The 22,831-nt window shown below is 52.7% G+C and carries 17 protein-coding genes; 7 read left to right on the forward strand and 10 right to left on the reverse strand.

The window, feature by feature from the left end:
- Positions 1–104: 104 nt before the first annotated feature.
- Positions 105–854 carry an AzlC family ABC transporter permease gene (locus PsAD5_RS23445; RefSeq protein ID WP_063293887.1) on the forward strand — a complete coding sequence of 250 codons (750 nt, stop codon included), beginning with the start codon at positions 105–107 and terminating at the stop codon, positions 852–854.
- The gene (locus tag PsAD5_RS23450) at positions 851–1,174 is read left to right on the forward strand and encodes an AzlD family protein (RefSeq protein WP_063293888.1); all 324 of its coding nucleotides are present in this window, start codon (positions 851–853) and stop codon (positions 1,172–1,174) included. Before PsAD5_RS23445 ends, PsAD5_RS23450 begins: the two co-directional genes overlap by 4 nt.
- A gap of 59 nt (positions 1,175–1,233) precedes the next feature.
- Here the strand turns inward: PsAD5_RS23450 and PsAD5_RS23455 are convergent, their stop codons facing one another.
- The 4 genes from PsAD5_RS23455 to PsAD5_RS23470 all read right to left on the reverse strand — a co-directional run bounded on the left by PsAD5_RS23455 (position 1,234) and on the right by PsAD5_RS23470 (position 9,057).
- A complete protein-coding gene (locus PsAD5_RS23455) occupies positions 1,234–3,054 on the reverse strand; it encodes an aminopeptidase P family protein (RefSeq protein WP_063293889.1) in 1,821 nt (606 codons plus the stop codon).
- Positions 3,055–3,734: 680 nt separating this feature from the next.
- Positions 3,735–4,637, reverse strand: coding sequence for a 50S ribosomal protein L11 methyltransferase (locus PsAD5_RS23460; protein WP_063293890.1), 903 nt, complete (start codon positions 4,635–4,637; stop codon positions 3,735–3,737).
- An 89-nt stretch (positions 4,638–4,726) separates the two neighbouring features.
- Complete coding sequence (locus tag PsAD5_RS23465; protein ID WP_063293891.1) at positions 4,727–6,544, reverse strand: cation:proton antiporter; 1,818 nt, start codon at positions 6,542–6,544, stop codon at positions 4,727–4,729.
- Between the two features lie 74 nt (positions 6,545–6,618).
- Positions 6,619–9,057 carry an ATP-dependent helicase gene (locus PsAD5_RS23470; protein ID WP_063294090.1) on the reverse strand — a complete coding sequence of 813 codons (2,439 nt, stop codon included), beginning with the start codon at positions 9,055–9,057 and terminating at the stop codon, positions 6,619–6,621.
- 371 nt (positions 9,058–9,428) lie between these two features.
- On the opposite strand from PsAD5_RS23470, the gene PsAD5_RS23475 reads away from it, so the two are divergent.
- Together PsAD5_RS23475 and PsAD5_RS23480 are read left to right on the forward strand one after the other, a co-directional pair.
- Positions 9,429–9,926, forward strand: coding sequence for a DUF4142 domain-containing protein (locus PsAD5_RS23475; protein WP_208982004.1), 498 nt, complete (start codon positions 9,429–9,431; stop codon positions 9,924–9,926).
- A gap of 216 nt (positions 9,927–10,142) precedes the next feature.
- Positions 10,143–10,754, forward strand: coding sequence for a hypothetical protein (locus PsAD5_RS23480; protein WP_057465734.1), 612 nt, complete (start codon positions 10,143–10,145; stop codon positions 10,752–10,754).
- Positions 10,755–10,812: 58 nt separating this feature from the next.
- On the opposite strand, the gene ligA is transcribed toward PsAD5_RS23480, so the two are convergent.
- Together ligA and PsAD5_RS23490 are read right to left on the reverse strand one after the other, a co-directional pair.
- On the reverse strand, positions 10,813–12,981 hold the full coding sequence (ligA, locus tag PsAD5_RS23485; protein WP_063294091.1) for an NAD-dependent DNA ligase LigA: 2,169 nt from the start codon (positions 12,979–12,981) through the stop codon (positions 10,813–10,815).
- Positions 12,982–13,198: 217 nt separating this feature from the next.
- Positions 13,199–14,458, reverse strand: coding sequence for a glycosyltransferase family 87 protein (locus PsAD5_RS23490; protein ID WP_063293893.1), 1,260 nt, complete (start codon positions 14,456–14,458; stop codon positions 13,199–13,201).
- Positions 14,459–14,793: 335 nt separating this feature from the next.
- Between PsAD5_RS23490 and PsAD5_RS23495 the strand changes: the two genes are divergently transcribed.
- The 3 genes from PsAD5_RS23495 to PsAD5_RS23505 all read left to right on the forward strand — a co-directional run bounded on the left by PsAD5_RS23495 (position 14,794) and on the right by PsAD5_RS23505 (position 16,872).
- Complete coding sequence (locus PsAD5_RS23495; RefSeq protein WP_063293894.1) at positions 14,794–15,243, forward strand: hypothetical protein; 450 nt, start codon at positions 14,794–14,796, stop codon at positions 15,241–15,243.
- Between the two features lie 190 nt (positions 15,244–15,433).
- Entirely contained in the window at positions 15,434–16,117 is a 684-nt protein-coding gene (locus PsAD5_RS23500) for an ATP-binding cassette domain-containing protein (RefSeq protein WP_063293895.1), read from the forward strand.
- On the forward strand, positions 16,114–16,872 hold the full coding sequence (locus tag PsAD5_RS23505) for an ABC transporter permease (RefSeq protein ID WP_063293896.1): 759 nt from the start codon (positions 16,114–16,116) through the stop codon (positions 16,870–16,872). The genes PsAD5_RS23500 and PsAD5_RS23505 overlap by 4 nt, the downstream gene beginning before the upstream one ends.
- 241 nt (positions 16,873–17,113) lie before the next feature.
- Here the strand turns inward: PsAD5_RS23505 and recN are convergent, their stop codons facing one another.
- The 4 genes from recN to ftsZ form a co-directional block, all read right to left on the reverse strand.
- Positions 17,114–18,787, reverse strand: a complete 1,674-nt coding sequence (gene recN, locus PsAD5_RS23510) for a DNA repair protein RecN (protein WP_063293897.1) — start codon at positions 18,785–18,787, stop codon at positions 17,114–17,116.
- A 33-nt stretch (positions 18,788–18,820) separates the two neighbouring features.
- Positions 18,821–19,687, reverse strand: coding sequence for an outer membrane protein assembly factor BamD (locus PsAD5_RS23515; RefSeq protein WP_057465730.1), 867 nt, complete (start codon positions 19,685–19,687; stop codon positions 18,821–18,823).
- Between the two features lie 153 nt (positions 19,688–19,840).
- On the reverse strand, positions 19,841–20,803 hold the full coding sequence (gene lpxC, locus PsAD5_RS23520) for a UDP-3-O-acyl-N-acetylglucosamine deacetylase (RefSeq protein WP_057465827.1): 963 nt from the start codon (positions 20,801–20,803) through the stop codon (positions 19,841–19,843).
- 247 nt (positions 20,804–21,050) lie between these two features.
- A complete protein-coding gene (gene ftsZ, locus PsAD5_RS23525) occupies positions 21,051–22,814 on the reverse strand; it encodes a cell division protein FtsZ (protein ID WP_063293898.1) in 1,764 nt (587 codons plus the stop codon).
- Positions 22,815–22,831: the final 17 nt, after the last annotated feature.

Here is a 22,831-nt window from a genome sequence, read left to right on the forward strand (position 1 = left end):
CCGTTTAATTGAATTCAATCAAACGACAAGAATTCGCTGAAAGTAAAGAAATTAGAGCGTGAGGCGTGAATACAAATGAGCGCAACAGGCTCTAGGAGGGTTTTGTGAAAAGCAATCAGAACAAATCAGCGATCAACGCTGGTCCCAATGAATTTTTCCTCGGTGTAACAACATTCTTCCCGTTGATTTTCGCCGCGACACCCATCGGCCTGTTGTTTGGCGCGCTCGCAGCACAAAAGGGCATGTCTCCTTTGGAAGTCCTGCTGATGGGCTCCTTCGTGTTTGCAGGCGGCTCTCAGTTTCTTGCGCTGGATTTGTGGGCCGACCCACTCCCGTGGCTCACCATTGCCTTCTCCACTTTCCTGATCAACCTGCGCCACGTGCTTATGAGTGCGTCCCTTGCCCCCAAACTCGGCCATTGGACACCCCTGCAAAAATACCTTGGCTTCTTCATATTGGCCGATGAGGTCTGGGCTCTGTCTGAACAGCGCGCCATCAAGCATCACACCACTTTCAGCTTCTATCTCGGTGTTGGCCTGACCCTGTTCATCACCTGGCAAGTCGCAACAGTGGTCGGAAGCCTGATAGGCGCAGTCATGGGCGACCCATCCCGCTACGGTCTGGACTTTGCGTTCACCGCTCTCTTCATCTGTCTGGTCATGGGCTTCTGGCAAGGCCGCAAAACTGGCGTAGTCCTCGCAGCGAGCGGTTTAGCGGCAGTTCTCACCCATAAGTTCGTTCCAGGTGCTTGGTACATAATCGCTGGCGCAATCGCAGGCGTCATCGCCGCAGCAGTCCAATATGACGAAAAAACCAACGGGCTCCAGAAACCTGCGGAGGCACTTCAGTCATGATGTCAGAAGTCTTCGCAGTTGATCCGCTTGTCCTCTTCACCATTGTGGCAATGGCAGCAGGAACTTACCTGACCCGCATCGCAGGGCTGGTGCTGACAAAGTTCGTCCCTTTCTCAGGCAGAACTGAGGCAGCCTTGCAAGCCGTTCCGCCAGCGATCCTCATGTCGGTCGTCGCCCCAACAGCCTTCGCAACCGGCATCGCAGAGACCGCGGCAACAGCCATCACCGCGATTGCAGCCCTACGCTTGCCAATGCTCGCAGCCATGACACTCGGTGTTGTCAGTGTTGTCGTGCTCAGAATGGCACTCACTGTCATCTAAACAAAAACCCCGCTCCATGAAGCGGGGTTTTCTTTATCTCAAAGAGAAGCAGGAACGGTTTAAGAAACCGGACGGGTCGCCTCTTCCAGCCATGCTTTGGTCTCACCATCCAGCAGTGGCCCAACCAATTCCCGCACACGAGCATGGTAAGCATTCAGCCAGTTCAGCTCGAACGCGGAGAGAAGCTTGGTATCCACCATACGCAGGTCAATCGGTGCCAGTGTAAGCGGCTCAAAACCGAGCATTTTCTGATCACCACCCTCAATGGCAGCAGCAGGCGTCACCAGCTCAAGGTTCTCAATCCGGATGCCGTACTCATCAGCCCGGTAATAACCCGGCTCATTGGAAAGGATCATACCCGGCTTCAACGCGATGCTGTTTGGAGCTTTGGAGATCCGCTGCGGACCTTCATGCACGCCCAGATAAGAGCCGACACCGTGGCCAGTGCCATGGTCAAAGTCGAGACCCTGCTTCCAAAGATCGATACGAGCCAGAGTATCCAGTTGTGAGCCGGTCGTCCCAACAGGAAAACGCGCGGTCGCAATAGCAATATGGCCCTTCAGAACAAGCGTAAAGTGTTTGCACTGCTCAGCAGTCACAGCTCCAACAGCAAGCGTACGTGTGATGTCTGTTGTGCCATCCTCGTACTGCGCACCAGAATCGATCAGATACACACTGTTCAGCTCAATCGGCAGATTGCTATCGTTGCTCACACGGTAGTGACAGATCGCACCGTGAGGACCAGCCGCTGAAATGGTGTCAAAGGAAATGTCCTTCAAAGCACCCGTCTCACGGCGGAACTCCTCAAGCTTTTCAGCAACAACAACTTCAGTCAGGCCACCAAGAGGCGCCGTCTTCTCAAACCATGCAAGGAAGCCAGCATAGGCAACACCGTCACGCAGATGCGCAGCTTTTGTGCCCTCGATCTCAGCCTGATTTTTAACAGCCTTCGGCAGCAGAGTTGGCTCCTGCCCTTCCACAACATGGCCGCCATTGTCAGCAACCGCATCATAAAGAGCCTGACCCGCAAGACCGGTATCAATGAGCACTCGTTTGCCTTCAGTACCCAATGCTTTCAATGCAGGTGCAAGTTCTGTCGGTCCTGCAATATCAGCAAGAGCGCTCAGCTCATCACGCACTTCATTGGAAAGCTTGCGTCCATCAATAAACAGCGATGGCTTGCCGTTGGTCGGTACCAAAGCAAAAGACAGTGGCAGCGGCGTATGCATCACATCGCTACCGCGAATGTTCAACAGCCACGCAATTGAGTCTGGCTGTGTCAGAAGCGCTGTATCCGCCTCTTTTCCAGCAATCAACTCACCAATACGCTTGATCTTGTCTGCAGCACTTTCACCAGCAAACTGCATCCCGTGCATTTTCACGGCACCAAGCGGCGCTTCCGGGCGATCACTCCAAACGGCATCAACAGGATTGCTTTCAATAGCAACCAGCTGTGCACCAGCCTTTTCACAGGCAGCTTTCAGGGAGCGCACCTGACGAACAGGATGCAACATCGGATCGTACCCGATCTTCTGGCCTTCTGCCGCATTCTCACGAAGCCAGCCCGTCAGCGGCTCATCAATCAGATGACGATAGGCAAACGCCTCTTCATCTACCTGATCTCGCACCTGAATGGTGTAGCGGCCATCAATAAAAACAGCTGCCTTGTCACTGAGAACACCAGCAATACCAGCAGAGCCGGTGAAACCCGTCAGCCACTCAAGGCGGCAGTCACTATCAGGAACATACTCACCTTGGTGAGCATCTGCCCGCGGCACCAAAAAGCCATCAAGCCCACGCGAGGCCAGCTCGTCTCGCAGAGCGGCCAACCGAACCGGCCCACGAGATTTATCATTTACTGTGTCAAAGCTTTGAAACATGCCGGAAGGCTAATGCCGATCGTCACGCAACTCAACCACACAAACACGGCTCCTAAGAGGAATTTATACTCTCAATTCAGACGATGGGGATACAGAAGTACACAATCCATGCGTTATACGCAGATCTGCTATGTTCTCCATGCAATTTCAGATCATGACAATACAGAGACATGCAAAAAACGCATAAGTGTCATGCGAAACTATCTCTTTTTTTACAAACTAAAATAATAGATAACTCCTCTTGTCGACGGGGCGCTTCCCTCCCAAAGCAAACCGGTGGATCACACCTCCTCCCAAAGTGATCTGCACGACAAAAATGGCCGGCATCCATCAGCTGCTGATAAAGCGCTAGAAATGCCACTCATATAGCTGGATACCTCCTCCCAGTATCTAGCAAGCTAAGCAAATTCCTCCCAGTTGCTTGGCACACAAAAAAACCTTTGCTTCCCCGGCAATTTCCTCCCAATTTGCCGGATCAGGAAGCAAAGGTTTTTTGTTTTTTTGCATTTCAATCAGACATCAAAAAACCCTCACTGCATCAGCAATGAGGGTCCAGAATTATTACAGCGTATCTCCGAAAAGTGGAAACCGGTTTTCGGAGAAAGGTACGCAAAAACAAAGGCTAAAGCAGTTCATGCGTTTCCATTTAAATGCGAACTGCTTTAGCAATCTGTCAGACCTTACGAGTCCCAGTTGCCTTTAGCAAAGGTCAGCGTCAGCCATCCTTCAATCTCGCGGCGATGCACAAGCTTCAATCCCTGCTGTCCATACGCTGAGATGATCCGTGGACCATGCTCAATCCGCAAGCCGGATAGAACCAGCGTAGACTTATGCGCAAGGTGAGCGCACAGTTTAGCGGACATCTGCATCAACGGTCTTGCAAGAATATTGGCAACAACCAGATCAAACGGGCCAAACTCATTAAAGCGGCGGTCATCCACACCAGCACCGGTAAAGGCTTTGAAGTGAGGCCCTACATTGTTCTTACGCGCATTATCAATCGCAGCTTCCACTGCAATAGGATCGATATCGGTCGCCAGAACTTCAGAGCTGGTCAGCTTAGCAAGTGCAATGCCCAGAACACCCGTTCCGGTGCCCAGATCAAGCATACGGTGGTATTTGTGCCGCTTCAACAAGCGCTGAAGCTCTAAAAGACAACCTTCAGTCGTACCATGGTGACCGGTACCAAAAGCCTGTGCTGCTTCAATCTCGATACCAATGTCAGACTGGCCGACAGCATCACGATCATGCGCACCATGAACGATAACCCGATCCGCACGAACCGGCTTCAAACCTTCAAGGGATTTGGCAACCCAGTTGATGTCAGGCAGCGCCTCAACTTCAGCAAAACTTGGAATAACGCCGCCTTCAAACTGATCAAACAAACGCATTTCAACCAGATTGATTGCGTCATCAACCGTAGATTCCAGAACCAGCACTTCTGCGGTCCAAGTTTTTCCGTCCTTGGAGCTTTCAAAGACGGCAACTGGGAACCCGTCATCTTCAAAGCGCGCCTCCATAATATCGGAGAGTGCTTTTGCTTCAGCCTCAGGTGCCGGAATGCGAACCCGGATCGTGTCCATGCAAAATCCCTTAGTTACGATGAGCTATCAAAACTCAGTGAAAACCTTTGCCTAGGCGTATAGAAGGTGCAGCGCCGAAAAGCCAGTACTCACGAGGTTTTCTCGCGCTCTGCCGCATATTCGCAGGGAACAAGGCTAAGTATTGTTGAACCAGCAATCGGCAGCGCAGGCTTGGTGCCATTCAGCGGGCGAAGCTTCTTGGTCGGGTCTATCAACATCAGCACAATAGCCGTCTCCGGCAAAGCCTCCTGAAACTCGGCCCAGCCATAAGTATCTGTCAGCTCACTGGCTTTGATGAACCAGCCTTCACTGATCTTCGTTTCAAGGTCGTTATAGCTGTGTTCTGGTGTCAGGAAGGGACGCCCGCCAAGTGTCACAACACGGCGAAACTTTTCCTTCTCGCTTTGCTCTTCTGAGGGTGCAAACTGATACACCTCCCCTCGCCCCATAAGCGGTCCAAAGTTTGTGGTCACCAGCGCGTTGTAATCATCATTGTCAGTCACAGCGAGCAAAACGCTGTAGTTCTCAAGCGGAAGCTCGTTCTCAACTTCCTCGGAAAGAACCTCACCATAATGGTTCGCAAGCCCGGCATTGCGCGAAAGCCGCAGCTTACCCCAGTTGCGGTCAACGGTAAGGCTCGGAACATCCAGCGTTTTCAGCTTGGTCGCAAGCGCTACGCTAAACCGGCTCGCTCCCACAATCAGCAGACCCGGCCCCGTATGGCTGGAAAGCCCCAGCCACCGTGCAAATGGCCCAAGCGAAAACCCATGCGCGAACACAGCCGCAACCACAACGGCAAACGACAAAACCGCCAACCGCTCTCCATCAGGAGCCCCATGTTCAACAAGCGACCTTGCAAACAAGCCGGAAACCGCAACGGCCACAATACCGCGTGGCGCAATCCACCCAACCAGCAAACGCTCTTTCCAGCTCAAGTGAGCACCAATGGTTCCAACCCAAACCGAAATAGGCCGGATCACGAACAACAGCACCAGAATAAATGCCAAATCCTCCAACCCAAACTCCGCAAGACTGCCAAGCTGAACGGAAGCAGTCAGCACAATAAAGACTGATGACACCAGAATGATCGTGACCGCTTCCTTAAACCGTTTCAGCTCTTCAAGACTGGCAAGACGAGAGTTACCAAGCACCAGCCCAAGAACCGTCACTGTCAGCAGACCGGATTCTTCCAATACCAAATCAGAAAGCGCATAAGCGCCCATCACGCTCACAAAAATCAGCGGAACTTTGAGAAATTCAGGAACACGGCCACCAACAAACAGCCAGATCAGTCCACGCCCCAGCGCCCAGCCACCAACACCGCCAATCAGCAGCCCAGCCACAGCCCGGATCGCCAGGACCCAGAAACCATGGTCGCCGTGATAAACCAGATACCCTTCAAACATAAACACCGCGAGCAGCGCACCAAGTGGATCAGCAAGAATTGCTTCCCAGCGCAGCAGCGAACTCACCCGTCGCTCCAACCGCGCCTGACGCAGAAGGGGAATAATGACAGTAGGACCGGTAACAATCAGAATTGCAGCAAACACCAGCGCCGAAGGCCAGCTCAGCTCTGCGATATAGTGGGCATTCAATGCGCCCAACAAAAACGCGATAAAAGCGCCCAAAAGAACGAGCCGCCAAACCGCCTTCTCAACACCGCCAATACGTTGAAAATTAAGAGAAAGACCGCCTTCAAACAGAATAACGGCAACACCAAGCGCAACAGTTGGACGCAATAAATCACCGAACAACGCAGTTGGGCTGAGAACACCCGTGGCAGGACCAATGAGAAAGCCAGCAACAAGCAGAAGAACGATCGCAGGCAAAGACCATCGCCAGGCAAGCCATTGTGCACCAACGCCCGCCACACCAATCATCGCAAGCGCGAGAACCACCTCATTCATTGCCATCTCCCAACACAACTTAGAAGAGAGATAGCACAATCTACCCTAAAGGTAATTAACGCTTGCGTTGCAGCTTATGCCCGCTCAACAAAGCTATCGAGCACTTTCTTTTGGCCAGCTTTTTCAAAATCGACAGTGAGCTTGTTCCCCTCGATATCGCCGATTAATCCATAACCGAACTTCATATGGAAGATCCGCTCACCAATCGCAAAATCGCTTCCTGCCTCAGTAACGCTCTTGGCAACCAGCTCGCCTTCAATGGTCATCGGACCAGCCTTCTTGGCACGACGGCTCTGGTTCCCACCATGCATTTTGCCATATTGCTGACCAGACGCCTGCGCTTTACGCGCCCGCTGCCAACCCGGCGTAGAGTACTTGCTTTGGAAGGGATCACTGTTGTCAAACCGGCTGGCGCCATAACCACCACCAGCACTATTCAGACCATACCCACCGTAAGAGCTGGAGGCCTCAACAACCTCAACGCTGTCTGCAGGTAGCTCATCCAGGAAACGAGAAGGAATGCAGGACTGCCACGAGCCATGAATGCGGCGGTTGGAGGTAAACCACACTTTCACACGCTTGCGGCCACGGGTAAGCCCCACATAGGCAAGGCGCCGTTCCTCTTCCAGACCAGCTTGTCCGGTTTCATCCAATGCCCGCTGGTTCGGGAACACACCCTCTTCCCAACCGGGAAGAAAAACACTATCAAATTCAAGGCCTTTTGCAGAATGGAGCGTCATAATCGAGACCGCATCCTCTTCCGCATCGCTGTCTTTATCCATCACCAGCGAGATGTGCTCAAGGAACCCAGCCATGCTCTCAAACTCTTCCATCGAGCGGATAAGTTCTTTCAGGTTGTCCAAACGCCCCGGCGCTTCAGCCGACCGATCCTGACGCCACATCTGGGTGTAACCACTCTCATCAAGAATGATCTCCGCCAGTTCTGTGTGGCTCATGGTCTCAACCTGATTGCGCCAGTTCTCCAACATGCCCAGCACATCCGCCAGCGCAGCACGAGCTTTCGGGCGCAGTTCATTGGTCTGCACCAACTCTTCCGCAGCGATCATCAGCGGAATAGCGCGTTCTCGCGCATAAGCATGCACAATCTTCAGCGTCGCTTCGCCAAGCCCACGCTTCGGCGTATTCACGATACGCTCAAAAGCCAGATCGTCTGACGTCTGCATCACACAGCGGAAATAGGCGAGTGCATCGCGGATCTCCATACGCTCATAAAAGCGCGGACCACCGATCACGCGGTAGTTCAATCCAAGCGTGACAAACCGGTCTTCAAACTCGCGCATCTGGAAGGACGCACGCACCAAAATGGCCATTTCATTCAGAGAATGCCCGTGGTTTTGAAGGGCTTCAATCTCATCACCAATGGAGCGGGCTTCCTCCTGAGAATCCCAGGCCGAGGTAACCTGCACCTTCTCTTCTTCTTCAGATCCCATCTGGTCAGTGAAAAGGGTTTTACCAAGCCGGCCCTGATTGTGCGCAATCAGATGGGAGGCAGCAGATAGGATGTGACTGGTCGAGCGATAGTTCCGCTCAAGACGAACCACAACAGCACCCGGGAAATCCTGCTCAAATCTCAGGATGTTATCGACCTCAGCACCACGCCAGCCATAAATGGACTGGTCATCATCGCCAACACAGGCCACGTTCGGATTGCCCTGCGCCAACAAGCGCAACCACATGTACTGCGCGATGTTGGTATCTTGATACTCATCCACCAGCATGTAACGGAAGCGATGCTGGAAGCTCTTCAAAACGTCATCATGCTCTTTGAAGATCGTGATGCAGTGCAGCAGCAAATCACCAAAATCACAGGCATTCAGAATAGAAAGCCGTTCCTGATAGGTCTCATAAAGCTTGCGCCCCAAGCCATTAGCAAAGGCCTGCGCGTCACCAGCTGAAATCTGTGAGGGTGTAAGCCCCCGGTTCTTCCAGCTGTCCAGCAGCCCGGCAAATGTCTTTGCAGTCCAACGTTTTTCGTCCAGTCCTTCCGCTTGAATGATCTGCTTGATCAAACGAACCTGATCGTCCGTATCCAGAATTGAGAAGGACGACTTCAATCCAACAAGCTCAGCATGGCGGCGCAAAATCTTCACGCAGATGGCGTGGAACGTGCCGAGCCAGGCCATGCCTTCAACGCCATCACCAATGTAAGCGCCAATGCGCGTTTTCATCTCGCGGGCAGCTTTGTTGGTGAAAGTCACAGAAAGGATCTGCCCCGGAGTGGCATGACCCGTTGCCAGAATATGTGCAATACGCGTTGTCAGAACACGTGTCTTACCAGTGCCAGCACCTGCAAGAACGAGCACTGGTCCGTTGATCGTCTCAACAGCAAGTCGTTGTTCTGCATTCAATCCTTCCATGTAGGCTGGGGCGTTGGTTTGCCGTGCAGCCATGGCCCTCGCTGCGATACCACCTGCCTTGGGCTGTGGTGCAGCCAGAGGATCAGCAGGGTGAGCAGGTATTCCGCGATGAAGTGGGCCAGAAGAGTTTGCCATTGAGCTCGTTAGATCCTTTGAACGCATACCCCTCTCAAATCAGAGGGAGAATCTCCAATACTTAACGAGGAACAATATAGCAACAACATTGAAGAAGCGAGGCATCAGCAAAGAGATACACATCGTTTTGTAGGGCAAGGCATCTTCACTCAGTAACTCTTGCCTCACGCCAGCTTTGCTCTGTGATGTTTTATCAAGCTTGTTCTGAGTTACTTGAAATCCGGGAGACCCTTTAGTGTTTTAAAGAGGAAGTATGCGTATACCTGCCAACGAGAATAACTCAGCTTAGCAATGGGAATATCTTCACTTCCGAAAGACAAACAACACTGTAACAACCTGAAAGAAAAACTATGAATACTGGTAAGTTACACATGACACGCCGGAACGCCCTCATTGGCATCTCCGGTTCTTTACTGGCAGCACCTGCTCTGGTTTCCTCCGCCCAGGCCAACCACCACGGCTCCACCGATTACACCAACAAGACGCTGACAATCAGCCCCTTTTCACTTGCCATCAGTGAAATGGCGACAATGAAGGCCAGCAATCCATTGGTGCGCCAGTTTGCAGAGCTGGAAAGCGAAGAACAAACTGCGGTCTCAAAAGTGATTGAATCCACGGGCGCCACACCTCCCCCGCGTCCCGCCGCTCTGGAAGACATCTACAAGAAGCTGGAGGCCGAAAACGGTGAGGATTTTGACCGTCTGTACATCTCCGCTGAAATCACTGGTCATGAGGACTTGCTGAAGGTTCAATCACCGGAATCCGGTAAAAAACCTGTGAACGTGGATGTGGCTACAGCAACCATTCTGGTCGCTTTCATTCATACCCATCTGGCGATGCTGGCAGAGATCCGCAAGCAAATCGGCTAGGCAACTCCTTCAAACATCTCAGAAAACACCAGTGGTGCGCTCCGGCCCCACTGGTGTTTTCCTGTCAAATTCAGCCAACCCAACGATCACATCTTCAAATTTGGCTCAATTATCGCTGTCTCCCGAGAGATCTTGCTAAGATTTCCTGCCCACTCTCTTAGCCAAGGATGTTGCTTCTGGAGAACATCTGACCGCAACTGGAATGGAGCTTGAGATATGCCGAAGGTCATTTGCAGATATAAGAACTACGATGATTTCTATAAAAACCGCACAAGCATCTGGGCTGAAATCAGACGTCGGATGAACATCCACGCGACGGACACTGCAAGCTTCGACAAACTCATTTTCCAGGGCAAGGCAGCCATCCGACTGACCTACGACAATCATGTTGAAGACGCACCGGATATGAAGAAAGCCAGAACGAACATTGCCGCACTTGAAAAAGAGAAAGCAAGAACCTTCCGTTTTGTTCAGGCCTCCAAGTCACTGGAAGAGGATATCTCGACAAAACACAAAATGCTCAAAGTGCTCGAAAGCCAGCTGAAGCAGCAGGAAAAAGACCCCAAAACTGATCCCAACTATCGCGATACAGCGAAAGAGCTCAAAAAGCTGCTCAAGCTCCAGCCTGCAGTCAAAAAGAAGATCCAGGAATACGACAGTGCTCTGAAAGCACTTGAAAAAGCTGAAGCAGACTACGACCCACTGAAAAAGCAGATCGAGAAAACCATCCCCATGAGCGTGCAGACAGATGGCAAGAACATGATGCTCTATATCGGCGGACGCGCCGAAGCATCTGTCCGCCTAAGAGCAACACTGGCGCAGAAGTAGGCTCGCCGCAAGTCTACCAATGCAGCGAGAGGAGCCTAGCAACTCCCTCGCTCTCTTCTTATTGATCGCCGACCAACTCGAACCAGTCATCCTCTGAAATGACCTGAACACCAAGGCTTTGCGCTTTGGTGAGTTTGGACCCGGCTTTAGGACCCGCGATCACCAGATCAGTTTTCTTGGAAACAGAACCAGACACTTTCGCACCCAAACTTTCCGCACGTGCCTTCGCCTCATCCCGGCTCATGCGCTCCAAACTACCTGTAAACACAAGTGTTTTTCCAGCAACGGGACTGTCAGAGCTATCAGCAACAACCACATCAAGCGGGGTGATCTGATCAATCAACGCAGCAAGCGCGTCGCGGTTATGTTCCTCTGCAAAGAACACGACCAGAGCATTGGCAACCGTACCGCCAATTCCGTCAATGTCATTGAGTTCACGGTAAGCTTCTGAAGTTGCATCAGTTGCTGCAATCATGGCATCAGAAAAAGCACTCCAGGAAGAGTACGCCCGAGCCAGCAGCTTGGCATTTCCCTCTCCAACATGACGAATACCAAGCCCGAAAATCAAACGGTTCAGTTCAATTTGCCGTTTGCTATCAATAGCTTCAAACAGCTTGCGCGCAGAAACAGCACCAAACCCCTCACGAGACCGCAGTTTGTTGAGCGAGCTCTTGTCCCGTTCCGCTAATGTGAAGATGTCCGCTGGTGTGCGGATCCCACCTTTATCCATGTCATATTCGTAAAACGCTTCCACCTGCTTCTCGCCCAGTCCTTCAATATCGAAGGCATTACGGGAAACGAAATGCTTAAGCTTCTCAATCGCTTGCGCTGGGCAAATCAATCCACCTGTACAACGGCGAATAGCATCAACCTTGCCAGAGTTCGGATTGACTTCGCGAACGGCATGAGAACCACAGGCCGGACAGTTCACGGGATACTCGAACGGAGCTGCATCTTCAGCCCGCTTACCCAAGTCCACATCCACGATTTGTGGGATAACGTCACCAGCACGCTGGATAATCACCGTATCACCAACACGGATGTCCTTGCCATCTCGGATGGGTTCACCATCCTGACCAATGCCTTTGATGTAGTCTTCATTGTGAAGAGAGGCATTAGAGACCACAACACCGCCAACCGTGACAGGTTCTAGCTTTGCAACCGGAGCCAGAGCACCCGTTCGTCCCACCTGAATTTCAATGGCATTGAGCGTTGTAAACGCGCGTTCTGCCGGAAATTTATGTGCAATCGCCCAACGCGGTGAGCGCGATACAAAGCCAAGGCGCCCCTGCAGATCCAGCCGATCCACCTTGTAAACCACGCCGTCAATATCATAGCCAAGACCGGAGCGATCCTCCTCAATCCCATGATAGACGCGCAACAGTTCCTCAGCGCTCTCGCAACGCTTCATCAGCGGGTTGATCTGGAAACCCCATTTGCCAAACAGTTCCACCATGCCCATCTGCGTATCAGCAGGAACTTCACTCATATCGCCCCAGGCATAGGCGAAGAACTTGAGCGGACGTGTCTTGGTGATCTCAGAATTCAGCTGGCGCAATGATCCTGCCGCTGCATTGCGCGGGTTGGCAAACACCTTGCCACCATTGGCTTCCATTCGGGCGTTTAACGCCGCAAAGTCCGCATGGCTCATGTAAACTTCACCGCGCACCTCAACCACATCCGGCACACCCGCAGGCAACACCTGCGGAATATCCTTAATGGTCAGCGCATTAGCTGTCACATTCTCACCCGTGGTGCCATCACCACGGGTTGCGGCATAAACCAGTTTGCCGCTCTCATAGCGCAAGGAAAGGGAAAGGCCATCAATCTTCGGCTCAGCCGTCACTGCAAGGGCGCCCATCAGTGGATCATACTTTAAAAAGCGACGCACCTTGCCAATAAAGTCCTGCACATCCTCATCAGAAAACGCATTGTCCAATGAGAGCATCGGCACGGCGTGAGTGACCTTGCCAAAGCCTTCCGCAACAGCACCACCAACCCGGTTGCTCGGGCTGTCAGCACGCACCAGTTCCGGATGAGCAGCTTCCAAAGCCTCGTTCCGGCGGCGCAGCGCATCATAGGTCGCATCATCAACAATCGGCGCATCTTTGGTGTGATAGGCCGCATCATACTCAGCTATCAGCCCCGCCAGCCGCTCCAGCTCCAGCGCAGCTTCGTCCGCGTTCAGGGCTTCAATTTCTTTTTGAGAGGTATCAGCAAGGCTCACCGGTTTACTCACCTGTTTAATCATCAACTGGGCATTAGTCTTATCGCCACCGGGAATAACACACCAGCCAGAACAGTTAAGATTTAGACAGGAATTACTCTGGACCCGAGAAAAGTTGGTCCATGACTTTGCGCAGTTTGCGTTGCTTTGTGTGATTTTGCGTTGATCTGCGTTTTTTACGTGAAACCTGCGTTCCTAAGTAACGGACGGCCAAGGCTCAGGTTGTCCCGAGCCCTTCATCCTTTTCACGCTCATCAGAAAGGGAGTTATCCCCCTCCTCTGGTTCATCCCCTACACTAACTTGCATCTGATCAATACCAACCATCCGCGTTAACACAGCAGCCAACGCCAGCGCCGTGAAGATTGGCCCCACCGGGAAGCCATGAGCCGCCAGCGCAATATTGACGATTGGCAAAAGATAAACCGCAAACAATAAGAGCGGCGCTACAAACGGAGAATTCGCGTCATCATCAAACAGACCAGTGCGTGTCGCATAAAGGTAGAGCGCCGGAGAAAGCACTGCATAGTCCCAGAGGAACAGGAAAGGCGTTGCAAGCAAAACACACAGCGTCACAGCAAGGTTGCGGGCAATCGGTTCACGCTCACGCATAAACAGCCAGAACACCACCACGAACGCCAAAACAGTGAAAGGCAATTGTACCAGATATCCAGCCGTCGCAGAAAACCCAAGCGCCCGCATCGCCCCAAACGCAGATGGAATCAGATAAAGGAAGCTGCCCTCACCCTGGTCCATGACTGTTGCCAGTAAGGACGGAACCGTATCCAGATAGATCCACCAAAGACCAGACCCAAAAAACACAGCAGAGGCATCAACAAGAAACGCCACTGTCGCAACACACGCACACAGCGCGATGATACTGCGGTGAGCAATCAATATAATCGGGATCAGCATAAACAGCTCAGGCTTGATGGAAACACACCCAAGCAACACACCCGCCCACGCCGGATGCCGGTCCAGCAACCGCAACCCGCCATAAAGGAACCCGCCAGCCAGCATGCCAAACTGACCGTAAAACAGGTTTACCAGAGTTGCTGGGGCGAAAATGAAAAAGGTGAATGCACGAATAGGCGCTTTACGGCTAAAGGCGACAGACAACGAGAGCAAAGCTCCCATCCCCATCCAAAGGCTATAAGCCTGCAGGTAGGTCAACCCAGACAGCGGAACCAGAAAGACCAGCAGACTTGGCGGATGCACCCACGCGTAAAAGCCGGAGCCACCAGCCACATTGCGCTGTACTTCATCATAAAACCAGCCAAAGTCATAAAGCTGCGCAGCTTGCCCCGCCACAGCCATGCGAGAGGCAAGCAGGAACTGGTAGAAGTCGCCCCCCACCCTGCGCAGATCGAATCCGTCAAGGCCCATCACCGATCCAAACAGATACAGCGGATAAACCACCACAATCAGCAGCAGCGCGATGACAAAATAGATCTGTAAGCGGGCGAACGAGATAAACATCTACCGGCCTCCATCTATGCATATCCCCGTAAGTGGTTCCGGTTTTCGGATGAGAATATGCGCAAGTATAAAGTCTTGGTTGCCGGAGAGTTTAGAAGATACCAAGTTAATTATTTGAATACGCTACGTAATTTAAGATTCTTTTAGGGAAATGAAACAATGTTCACGAGAAAAAGATGAGAAATTCTACTCATTTCAGGGTCTCCTAAAAATTTAACAGATTATAAACATGCAACCTATCGGTAAAGATATCACCAGAAAAATTCATTAAGGAATTTGACTGAATTGTGACATCTGCCTAATTAGCCTCAACGTAAATTTGGGGTAGTTGGGAAATGAAATCCTATTTTGTAGCTGGCGTCGTAGCATCCAGCATTCTCTTGGCCGGTTGCGGCACAGTTGTTCGCGGCACATCTGAAGACATCAAAATCGATGTAAAGCCAGCAAACGCAAAAATCACATCAACAACAGCGCATACTTGTGTTGGACCTTGCGTGATCAACGTTCCACGTAAAAAAGAATTCACTCTGACTGCATCTGCACCGGGCTACCAGTCTCAGGTCATCGATGTTCAGACCCGCGTCAGCGGCAAAGGTGCAGCTGGCATGGCTGGCAACATTATCCTTGGTGGTGTTATTGGTGTTGGTGTTGATGCAGCGACTGGCGCAACTCTGGATCACTATCCAAACCCGGTTACTTTCAATCTCAAGCGCGGCAAAGGCTCCCGTAAGCTGACCCCTGCTGAGATCAAACTGATGAACAAGGCGAAAGCCCCGACTTCTTAATCGGGCAACGTCAGTGAGGGGCATCGGATCGAACCATGCCCCTTACATTCAACAGCTCCATGAGAGCACAAGCAGCACATGACCTTGGCTCACCCAAATAAGGTCCACTCCCAAAACACCATGGCCACCACTCCCTCCTTGATTTTCCACAGCAACTAGGGAACTCTCCCTCCTGCAATCAGGAGTTCCAATGGCCGCCCCTCAGGACGCAGAGCGTGTGCCTCTTATCGAGGCCCGAAATATGTCAGTCACCAAGCAAGGGCGCCAGCTCTTTCACGCCTATTGTTTCAAGCTGTATGAAGGCGATAAACTGTGCCTCCGCGCCCCTTCCGGTCGGGGCAAAACGGTTCTCCTGCGCATTCTCGCAGGGCTGGATAAACCGGAGGCAGGCGAGCTGCTCTTCAACGGCGTCTCTTACACAGCAGGCGGGCGAACACAGCTCCACAAACAACTCAACTGGCTCCCTCAACGCGTGAGCCCTCTGGCAGACCATATTCGCGAGGCCTTGCTGGCACCGTTTGAGCTGCAAGCCAATCACAAACGCAAGCCATCAGATACTCAGATGCTTCAGGCTCTCACAGCAGCGGGCCTGCCCAACATGGTACTCGATCAGGCGACAAGCAGCCTTTCCGGCGGCGAACGTCAACGCCTCGCACTCGCCCGTGCGCTGCTTCTGCAACGTCCTTTGTGGATTGCAGACGAACCCACAGCAGCCCTCGACAAAGCCCATGCCCTCGCCTGTGGTGACCTGCTGATGGAAAACACCGGGACACTGCTGGCTGTCACCCACGACGCCCACCTTCAAAGCAAGATTGATCAGGTAATTGAACTGCCCGAACCAGCACAGCCAGGCTCACAGGAGCGCGCGCAATGACCTCAAATGTCGCGTGGAGTGATCTGGCTCTCTTTTATCTCATAGCAATCATCCCACTGTCCCTGCTCTGGACTATGGGCCTCAAAGACCTCTCCCGGGATCTGGCAATATCCATTGCCCGCATGAGCATTCAGCTGCTGGTCATCGGGTTCTATCTGCAAACCGTCTTCGATCTGGACAATCTGGCCCTCAACCTGCTCTGGCTGGTCGCCATGGCAATAATCGCTGCAATCACCTCGGCTGGTCGTGCACAAATGCCCCGCCTCAAATCAACAGCCCCGCTCACGGCAGCCATACTCATTGCCATGCTGCCAGTACTGCTGATGTTCATCGTAATCCTCAGCCGCCCTGTGCCGTGGTACTCTGCGCAGGTCACCATCCCAATCGCCGGCATGCTGCTCGGCAACGCTCTGGGGTCGCTGGTCATCGCCCTGCGCCGGTTCAACTTGAGAACACCGGAAGATAAGGAACACATCGAGCTGCTCACCACCATGGGCGCGACCAAACTGGAAGCCCGGCGAACACTCGTCAAATCCTCCCTGCGCGCAGCCGCCTCCCCCGTTATCGCCAGCATGGCAACACTGGGACTGGTCTCTCTTCCGGGAATGATGACCGGTCAGATTCTCGGCGGCTTCAACCCGATCGAGGCAGTCCAGTACCAGATCGCCATCATGCTCGGCATCTCCGCCACCCAAACCCTCGCCATCATCCTCGCCCTCCGCTTCACCATCTATATGGAGCCGGAGTACGAGTGATCAGAGACAAAGTGTCTTTCACCAGCAATTCTTGGGCATCAGCGATTTTGCGGGAGGGGTCAGCTTTTTCGATATGATGGAATGAGCCAACATATGGGCAATTTCTTTGTGACAATCTACCGGTGTATCGTCGGAGACGCGTTTCCGGGTAACTTAGGCTATAGGTAAGTCAATAACTTACCATAGGAGGGGATCAAGTTTACCCTTATGTGTTGCAGGAACTCCGATCAAAGTAGGAAGCTTAAATCAGCTCTTCTTGGCCCATAAGACGCTTGGCCGCGGCACGGGCTTCTTCGGTGATGGTGGAACCGGCGAGCATACGGGCAATCTCTTCATGTCGATCGCCCTCGGCGATCTCAGTCACACGGGTCGCCACACGGTCCTTCTCCACCTCATCTTTACGGATCAGGAAGTGACCATTGGCACGAGCTGCCACTTGCGGTGCATGCGTCACCGTCAGCACCTGAACACTGTTCGCAAGGCGGGCAAGACGCACGCCAATCGCTTCAGCCACGGCACCGCCAACACCCGTGTCGATCTCATCAAACACCAGTGTCGGAGACGAGCCCTTATCTGCCAGCGACACCTTCAACGCTAATAGGAAGCGGGAGAGTTCACCACCCGAAGCAACCTTGAACATAGGCCCCGGACGAGTACCCGGGTTGGTCTGCGCCCAGAACTCGACAGTGTCGATACCGGACGGCCCGCGCTGTTCAACATCACTCTCGATATTGATGATAAACCGCGCCCGTTCCAGCTTTAGTGCCGGAAGCTCAGCATGAACCGCAGTCTCAAGGCCTTTGGCAGCTTTCTGACGCTTCTTTGACAGCGCCGCCGCCAGCTTGTCATAGGTTTGCTTGGCAGCCTCTACAGCGCTTTCCAGCGCCTGCAATTTCTCTTCACCTGCATCCAGATCAGAAAGGTCACCTTCCATCTGGGCCCGCAGTTTAGCAAGGTCATCCGGCTGCACAGAATACTTGCGAGCTGCAGCCCGCAATGCGAACAGACGTTCTTCCGTCTGCTCCAGCTCTTGCGGGTCAAAATCCGTGTCACGCAGCGCCTGCTCCAAACCACCGCGCGCTTCCTCCAGCTGGTCCAGAGACCCGCCGATGGCTTCAACCACACTTGTCAGATAGTTGGGCGCCAGATCAACCTTACGCTCAAGACGGCGCAACAAACTGGAAAGCTCAGGGATTGGAGAGGCTGGTCCGTCAAGTGCCTCATAGCCCTCGCGCAGATCGCCTGCAATCTTCTCCACCTGCATCATATCCTGACGACGCAGAGCAAGCTCGTTTTCTTCTCCGTCACGAGGATCAAGCGCGCTCAGCTCATCAGCACTGGAGCGCAGATAATCCGCCTCACGGCGGGCTTCTTCAATGCGCGCAACATGATCTTTCAGGGCCTTCTCGGCAGTGCGAACCGCTTTCGCGCTCTGCCCCACCTTTGCAGCATCACCTTCCAGCCCGCCAAAGCTGTCCAGCAGCTGACGATGGCTCTCAGGATCAATCAGGGCGCGGTCATCATGCTGTCCATGAACCTCAACCAGCAACTCTCCAATCTGCCGCAGCAGACCAGCACTCACGGGCGAGTCATTCACAAACGCACGGGTACGTCCATCAGACGCCTGAACACGGCGCAAGATGATGTCACTGTCGTGCTCTAGTTCATTTTCCTGAAGAAGGGTGCGAAGAGGGTGCGTCATTGGAACGTCGAAAACTGCGCTTACCTGACCGCGGTCCTGACCATGCCGAACCAGTCCGGCGTCTCCTCGCCCACCAAGGGCGAGGCTTAAACTGTCAAGAAGAATAGACTTACCTGCACCGGTTTCACCCGTCAGAACACTCATGCCGTCGCTGAAATGCAAATCCAGCTTATCAATGAGAACGATATCCCGAATAGAAAGCGATGCCAGCATGGTAGTCTAGGAAACTCCGATTCCTTGAAAGGCTTAAAGGAGTTTCATATCCCCAAATGCCCTGCTAAGCCAGCTGCCTTTGTTCTCATGTGGCTCCAGACCGCCCTTTTTCAAAAGAGAAAACGCATCTTTGTACCACTGGCTCTGCGGGAAGTTGTGTCCCAGCACCGCTGCAGCTGTCTGTGCTTCGTTCGTCACACCAAGTGCATAATAGCTTTCGGTCAGACGATAGAGCGCTTCTTCAACGTGACGGGTGGTCTGATAATTGCTCACCACAGTCTTGAAGCGGTTGATAGAGGCAAGGTAGTTACGGCGCGCCAGATAGTAGCGGCCAACTTCCATTTCCTTACCAGCCAGCTGATCTTCCGTCGCGCGGATACGCTGACGAGCCTGCTTGGTGTATTCAGAATCTGGGTAACGCTGAACAACTTCACGCATTGCGTCCAATGCTTTGGCGGTCACAGCCTGGTCACGACCCACATCTGGGATCTGACGGAAGTAGGACTCACCAATAATGAAGAGCGCGTAGGCGGAATCATCATTACCAGGATAAAGCGAGGTAAAGCGCTCAGCAGCGGAAATCGCTTCAGGATACTTACCCATTTTGAAGTTCAGGTAAGCAATGTTGATCAGCGATTTACGCGCGAATTCGGAGTAAGGATAGATGCGGTCAAGCTCGTAGAACTTTTTCGCAGACGCTTGCACGTCGCCAGATGCACGAAGAGCCAAAGCCTCATTGAACATCACTTCCGCAGGAGTTTCATCCAGCGCAAGATCATCAACATCATCCTTGGTTGCACAGCCCGCAATAACGAGTGCCATCGCCAAAGAGGTATATCTAATCGCTCTTTTGAGGCGATTAGCCCCCAAAGCAGTCCCGGCAGCATCTGAACGCAGCAATGTTTCCGACTCCTATCGTGTTGGGATTCGGGTAAAATCCCTCCCAGTTCACGCTTCTATCTCAATGTTTGGATAACGTCACGTAGTACCACAGCATTTGCCTCGAATTTATGTCGGAATAGAGGCAAAAACCGTTGAATAACTATTTTAGCCTCAGGAGACGTTAGGGCCAAATGCTGCAGCCTGCAGTCCGCCAATCAACTCGGCATGACCTTTTTCGCGTGCATGACGATCTACCAGAGCAACATCAGCTTCGACAATTTCAAAAGCATCCGGGTTCTTGAAAAGCTCCACAAGGATGCAGTGATTCATACGGTGACCGCCTTTGTAAGAGCGGTACTCGCCCAAAATAGGCAGACCAGCAAGAGCAAGATCACCGATCGCATCAAGGCTTTTGTGACGTACGAATTCGTTTGCCCAACGGGTTCCTTCAGGGTTCAGAACGCGATCACCGTCAAGAGCAACGGAGTTCTCTAGGGAAGAGCCCATGGCAAAGCCAAGCTTCCAGAGTTTCTCAACATCCTGCACGCTACCAAAGGTACGGGCACGGGAAATTTCATCACGGAAGTAATCAGGTGTCAGGTCAAACTTGAGCTGCTGACAACCAATTTTCTCGTGATCAAAATCGATGGTGATGTCAAAACGGGTGCCGTCAAACGGGTTGAGTTCACACCACTGATCACCAGAAACGTAACGAACTTTTTCTTTGATGCGAATAAAGCGACGCTTTGTGCCGAGCGTTTTCAGGCCAACGCGGTCGATAGCTTCAACGAATGCTTCGGAGCTACCATCCATGATTGGCATCTCAGGTCCGTCAATATAAGCGGTCACATTGTCAACGCCCATACCGCGCAGAGCAGCCATCAGGTGCTCAACGGTAGAGATGCCGCTGTCATGAGGATCACCAAGTACGGTGCACAAAGATGTTGCAGTGACTTCCTTCCAGTTTGCTTCCGTCTGCACGTAGCCACCCTTGGTGCTACGATGGAAAACAATACCGGAATTAGCGTCTGCAGGGTGAAGAGTAATGGAAGCTGGACCGCCGGAGTGAACCCCAATACCATTCAAGGTTACACTGTCTGCAAGCGTTGTCTGTTTTTCGACACGCATTCCCATAATGTTCCAGCCTTTATCATTCCGCTCCAGGTACATACTGAACCTCACGAGCCACTACTTTCGAATACCCTTTTCGGGTTGGCTGGAACATAGCCCGAGGGCATTACCAAATAAAATAAAGCTTTATTACGGTTTGTAACGTCCTGAAAATTTTAGGTACATTTACCGACAATTCCACTTAAAAGCGCAAAGCAGCAACCCGGAAAAATCCGGATTGCTGCTCGAGAGGCGCGAGTTCTGTTGATAATCAGGTGGCTTGGCGGCGCAGGAACGCCGGGATTTCCAACTGATCATCTTCTATCATCTGTGAGCGTGCTGGCGCAGGGCGTCCACCAGCGTCCAGAGTCCCGGCTGCACCGTGATTCTGAGGCTCAGCAGGACGAGGCGGTGCTGGCTGTCGTGGTGCCTCAGCAAACGCATCTGCCTGCACTGGCTCATGGTGCTCCATGTGCTCATCTTCACGGCGGCCAAGGCCACCAGTCAGACGGCGCAGAAGACCCATTGGGCGACGCTCTTCTTCCAAATGATGCTCATCATGCTCTTCAACCGGCTGGGCCATAGTGGCTGGTGCTGGCTTTGGAGTTGCAGTTGCCGGCTGTGGAGCAGGCGCTGCAGCAGGAGCATCCGTGCGCGCACGAATTTCACGCTGTGCAATTGGCGGGAAGTCTTCAACACGTGGCATACGTGTCTGAGACTCAACCTTTTGTGCAACAGGTGGAATAAACGGCTCAGGTATATTGGTAGGCTCATCAAAAGCCTGAGTTGGTTCGTCAAGTGCATCATATTCCTGCACAGGCTCATAACGTCGGGCCTGATAAGGAGAAATTTCCACTTCCGGGTCAGTTGCAACAGCAACCGGCTCAGAGTGCATAAATGTTTCGGCCACTGCGGAGCCCATCGCGCGCATCGCACGAACTGGGGTGGGTGCAGGTGCTACTTCTACCGGCGCAGCTACCGCTGAACTGGGCGTAGACGTAGTAGCGCTCTGCAGACGCTCTGTGAGTTCAGCCATACGAACTTCGGCTGGGGAGATGTCTTCACGCAATTCCTTGTCGATGCCAGTCGCAACAACAGAAACACGGATGATACCGTCCAGAGATTCATCGAAGGTCGCACCAAGAATGATGTTCGCTTCTGGATCTACTTCCTCGCGGATACGAGTTGCAGCTTCATCAACTTCAAACAGCGTCAGGTCGTTACCACCAGTGATGGAGATAAGCAGACCGCGCGCGCCCTTCATGGAAGTCTCGTCAAGCAGCGGGTTCGCAATCGCAGCTTCAGCAGCCTGGATGGCACGCTGTTCGCCGGACGCTTCACCGGTACCCATCATCGCTTTACCCATGCCACGCATTATGGAGCGTACATCAGCAAAGTCGAGGTTGATGAGGCCTTCTTTGACCATCAGGTCAGTGACGTTCGCAACACCGGAATACAGCACCTGATCAGCCATAGAGAAGGCGTCAGCAAAAGTGGTCTGTGCATTCGCAATGCGGAACAGATTCTGGTTTGGAATAACAATGAGAGTGTCAACATTACGCTGTAACTCTTCGATGCCGGCTTCGGCAACACGCATACGTCTGGACCCTTCAAACTGGAAGGGTTTGGTAACCACACCGACGGTCAGTATACCTTGCTCTCGCGCAGCACGAGCAACAACTGGCGCAGCACCGGTACCGGTGCCACCACCCATACCCGCGGTGATAAACACCATATGCGAGCCGGACAGGTGATCGTTGATCTCGTCAATAACTTCTTCTGCAGCAGCTGCACCAACTTCAGGCTGGGAACCAGCGCCCAAGCCTTCAGTCACAGCAACGCCCATCTGGATAACACGCTCAGCCTGGCAAAGAGCCAATGCTTGTGCATCCGTGTTAGCAACAACAAAGTCACAGCCCTGAAGACCGCTCGTTACCATGTTATTTACGGCGTTTCCGCCACCGCCACCAACACCGAATACGGTGATCCTGGGCTTCAATTCCTGAATATCAGGCATTTTCAGGTTGATTGTCATATTAACCTCGCGACCCT

Source organism: Pseudovibrio sp. Ad5 (assembly GCF_001623095.1).
GTDB lineage: Bacteria > Pseudomonadota > Alphaproteobacteria > Rhizobiales > Stappiaceae > Pseudovibrio.

Bases quoted from the DNA above. Each gene is read 5' to 3' on its own strand.
- PsAD5_RS23450 (WP_063293888.1), top strand. From the start codon at position 851: ATGATGTCAGAAGTCTTCGCAGTTGATCCGCTTGTCCTCTTCACCATT.
- PsAD5_RS23455 (WP_063293889.1), bottom strand. From the start codon at position 3,054: ATGTTTCAAAGCTTTGACACAGTAAATGATAAATCTCGTGGGCCGGTT.
- PsAD5_RS23460 (WP_063293890.1), bottom strand. From the start codon at position 4,637: ATGGACACGATCCGGGTTCGCATTCCGGCACCTGAGGCTGAAGCAAAA.
- PsAD5_RS23465 (WP_063293891.1), bottom strand. From the start codon at position 6,544: ATGAATGAGGTGGTTCTCGCGCTTGCGATGATTGGTGTGGCGGGCGTT.
- PsAD5_RS23470 (WP_063294090.1), bottom strand. From the start codon at position 9,057: ATGGCAAACTCTTCTGGCCCACTTCATCGCGGAATACCTGCTCACCCT.
- PsAD5_RS23475 (WP_208982004.1), top strand. From the start codon at position 9,429: ATGACACGCCGGAACGCCCTCATTGGCATCTCCGGTTCTTTACTGGCA.
- PsAD5_RS23480 (WP_057465734.1), top strand. From the start codon at position 10,143: ATGCCGAAGGTCATTTGCAGATATAAGAACTACGATGATTTCTATAAA.
- PsAD5_RS23490 (WP_063293893.1), bottom strand. From the start codon at position 14,458: ATGTTTATCTCGTTCGCCCGCTTACAGATCTATTTTGTCATCGCGCTG.
- PsAD5_RS23495 (WP_063293894.1), top strand. From the start codon at position 14,794: ATGAAATCCTATTTTGTAGCTGGCGTCGTAGCATCCAGCATTCTCTTG.
- PsAD5_RS23500 (WP_063293895.1), top strand. From the start codon at position 15,434: ATGGCCGCCCCTCAGGACGCAGAGCGTGTGCCTCTTATCGAGGCCCGA.
- PsAD5_RS23505 (WP_063293896.1), top strand. From the start codon at position 16,114: ATGACCTCAAATGTCGCGTGGAGTGATCTGGCTCTCTTTTATCTCATA.
- recN (WP_063293897.1), bottom strand. From the start codon at position 18,787: ATGCTGGCATCGCTTTCTATTCGGGATATCGTTCTCATTGATAAGCTG.
- lpxC (WP_057465827.1), bottom strand. From the start codon at position 20,803: ATGGGAATGCGTGTCGAAAAACAGACAACGCTTGCAGACAGTGTAACC.
- ftsZ (WP_063293898.1), bottom strand. From the start codon at position 22,814: ATGACAATCAACCTGAAAATGCCTGATATTCAGGAATTGAAGCCCAGG.